This is a genomic window from Haemophilus parainfluenzae, assembly GCF_003253005.1.
Classification (GTDB): domain Bacteria; phylum Pseudomonadota; class Gammaproteobacteria; order Enterobacterales; family Pasteurellaceae; genus Haemophilus_D; species Haemophilus_D parainfluenzae_M.
Map to the genome: position 1 here is coordinate 1 of NZ_QEPZ01000016.1, position 2043 is coordinate 2043.

A 2043-nucleotide genomic window follows, 5' to 3' on the forward strand; every position below is an offset into this window, starting at 1 on the left:
CCAAGCCTTTTTCTTTGCGAAATTATTCGCCCAAACGCTCTTTAATACGAGCAGATTTACCTGAACGTTCACGTAAGTAGTAAAGTTTAGCTTTACGTACTGCACCTTTACGTTTAACAGCGATAGAATCTACAGCTGGAGAGTGAGTTTGGAATACACGCTCAACACCTACGCCGTTAGATACTTTACGTAAAGTAAATGCTGAGTGCAAGCCACGGTTACGAATTGCAATAACCACGCCTTCGAATGCTTGCAAACGACGTTTGCTACCTTCAACTACCCATACTTTAACTTCTAAAGTATCACCTGGGCGGAAGCTAGGTACGTTTTGTTTTAATTGTTCTTGTTCAAGTTGTTTGATAATGTTAGACATTGTTTGATCCTTTATTGATCCTAGATGTAACTGAAACTAACTGTTATGTTCGGCTTGCGCCTCTTTTAACAGCTTACGTTGTTCGTCAGTCAGAGCTAGGCCTTCTAAGAGCTCAGGGCGTCGGAGCCACGTTCTTTGTAGCGATTGTTTTAATCGCCATTTCCGAATTTCTTCGTGATGTCCCGACATCAGCACGGACGGTACAGTTAATCCCTCTAACACTTCCGGTCTGGTGTAATGCGGGCAATCTAATAAGCCATCAGCAAAAGAATCTTCTTCTGCGGAGGCTTGTTTGCCTAATACACCGGGAATAAAACGTGCAACAGCATCAATTAATGTCATTGCCGGCAATTCCCCACCGGTCAGAACGTAATCCCCGATTGACCATTCTTCATCAATTTCAGTTTGAATCAATCGCTCATCAATACCTTCGTAACGTCCACATACTAAAATCAATTTCTGATTTTGAGCAAGCTCGGTTACGCCGCCTTGATCGAGTTTACGCCCTTGTGGCGAAAGGTAAATCACCTTTGCGCCTTCTACTGCCGCTGCTTTCGCAGCATGAATCGCATCCCGTAAAGGTTGTACCATCATCAGCATTCCCGGGCCACCACCATAAGGGCGGTCATCCACGGTTTTATGCTTGTCGAATGTAAAATCTCTTGGATTCCAACATTCCACTTGCAGAAGATTATGTTTTACGGCTCTACCTGTAACCCCAAATTCCGTAATCGCTTTAAACATTTCGGGGAATAATGAAATCACCCCTATCCACATAAAAAGCCTACTACATTACGTTTGTGCATACTTGAGATTAGAAACCAGCGTCCCAATCCACTTCAATAGTTTTCGTGGCGAGATCGACTCTTTTAACTACTTGTTCATACAAAAACGGAATTAACCGCTCTTGTTTTCCAAAAGCATCTTTCGTATTGGCTTTAACTACTAAAACATCATTAGACCCCGTTTCCATCATCTCTGTCACCGTTCCCATTGTATAACCTTCTAGGTTCACAACTGAACAACCAATTAAATCGTGCCAGTAATAATCACCTTCTTCCAGTTCTGGGAAAACAGATAAATCCACACCGATTTCAACATTTGCTAAAATTTGTGCGGCTTCACGGTCATCAACGTCTTTTAATTTCACGATGATTTCGTGATTATGATGACGCCAGTTTTCTAATTCTGTTGGCTGCCACTCACCTTTGATTTTTAAAAACCAAGGTTGATACTCAAAAATGCTTTCAGCTTGTTCTGTTGATGAATAAATACGTAACCACCCACGAATACCGTAGGTTGAGCCTAATTTGCCCACAACTTCAATACGTTGTTGTTCCATATTTCTCACCTATCTTAGCTTAAGAACTAAATCAAAAAGCGAGATTATGCTTTTTGAGCTTCTTTTACCAAAGTCGCAACACGGTCTGAAAGTGAAGCACCTTGAGCAACCCAGTGGTTTACACGCTCAAGATCAACACGAAGACGCTCAGCGTTACCTTGTGCGATTGGGTTGAAGAAACCTACACGCTCAATGAAACGACCGTCACGTGGTGAACGACTGTCAGCTACTACGATTTGATAAAATGGGCGTTTTTTAGCTCCGCCACGAGATAAACGAATGGTTACCATAACCTTCCTCTAAATGTTTAATTACTAAAAGAATATTC

4 protein-coding genes are annotated in these 2043 nt (G+C 41.9%); all 4 read right to left on the reverse strand.

Features of this window, described 5'->3' with window-relative positions:
* Positions 1-22: 22 nt before the first annotated feature.
* Genes rplS through rpsP form a run of 4 tightly spaced genes read right to left on the reverse strand, consistent with a single transcriptional unit; the run spans position 23 to position 2005 of the window.
* Positions 23-373 (reverse strand): 50S ribosomal protein L19, encoded by a 351-nt coding sequence (gene rplS, locus DPV97_RS09500; RefSeq protein WP_005626422.1) that lies wholly within the window; start codon positions 371-373, stop codon positions 23-25.
* Between the two features lie 36 nt (positions 374-409).
* Positions 410-1150, reverse strand: a complete 741-nt coding sequence (gene trmD / locus DPV97_RS09505; protein WP_049374352.1) for a tRNA (guanosine(37)-N1)-methyltransferase TrmD — start codon at positions 1148-1150, stop codon at positions 410-412.
* A 37-nt stretch (positions 1151-1187) separates the two neighbouring features.
* Positions 1188-1715: a ribosome maturation factor RimM gene (gene rimM / locus DPV97_RS09510; protein WP_070713914.1), complete on the reverse strand. Its 528-nt coding sequence runs from the start codon at positions 1713-1715 to the stop codon at positions 1188-1190.
* Positions 1716-1759: 44 nt separating this feature from the next.
* Positions 1760-2005 carry a 30S ribosomal protein S16 gene (rpsP, locus tag DPV97_RS09515; RefSeq protein WP_005697005.1) on the reverse strand — a complete coding sequence of 82 codons (246 nt, stop codon included), beginning with the start codon at positions 2003-2005 and terminating at the stop codon, positions 1760-1762.
* Between the last annotated feature and the right edge of the window lie 38 nt (positions 2006-2043).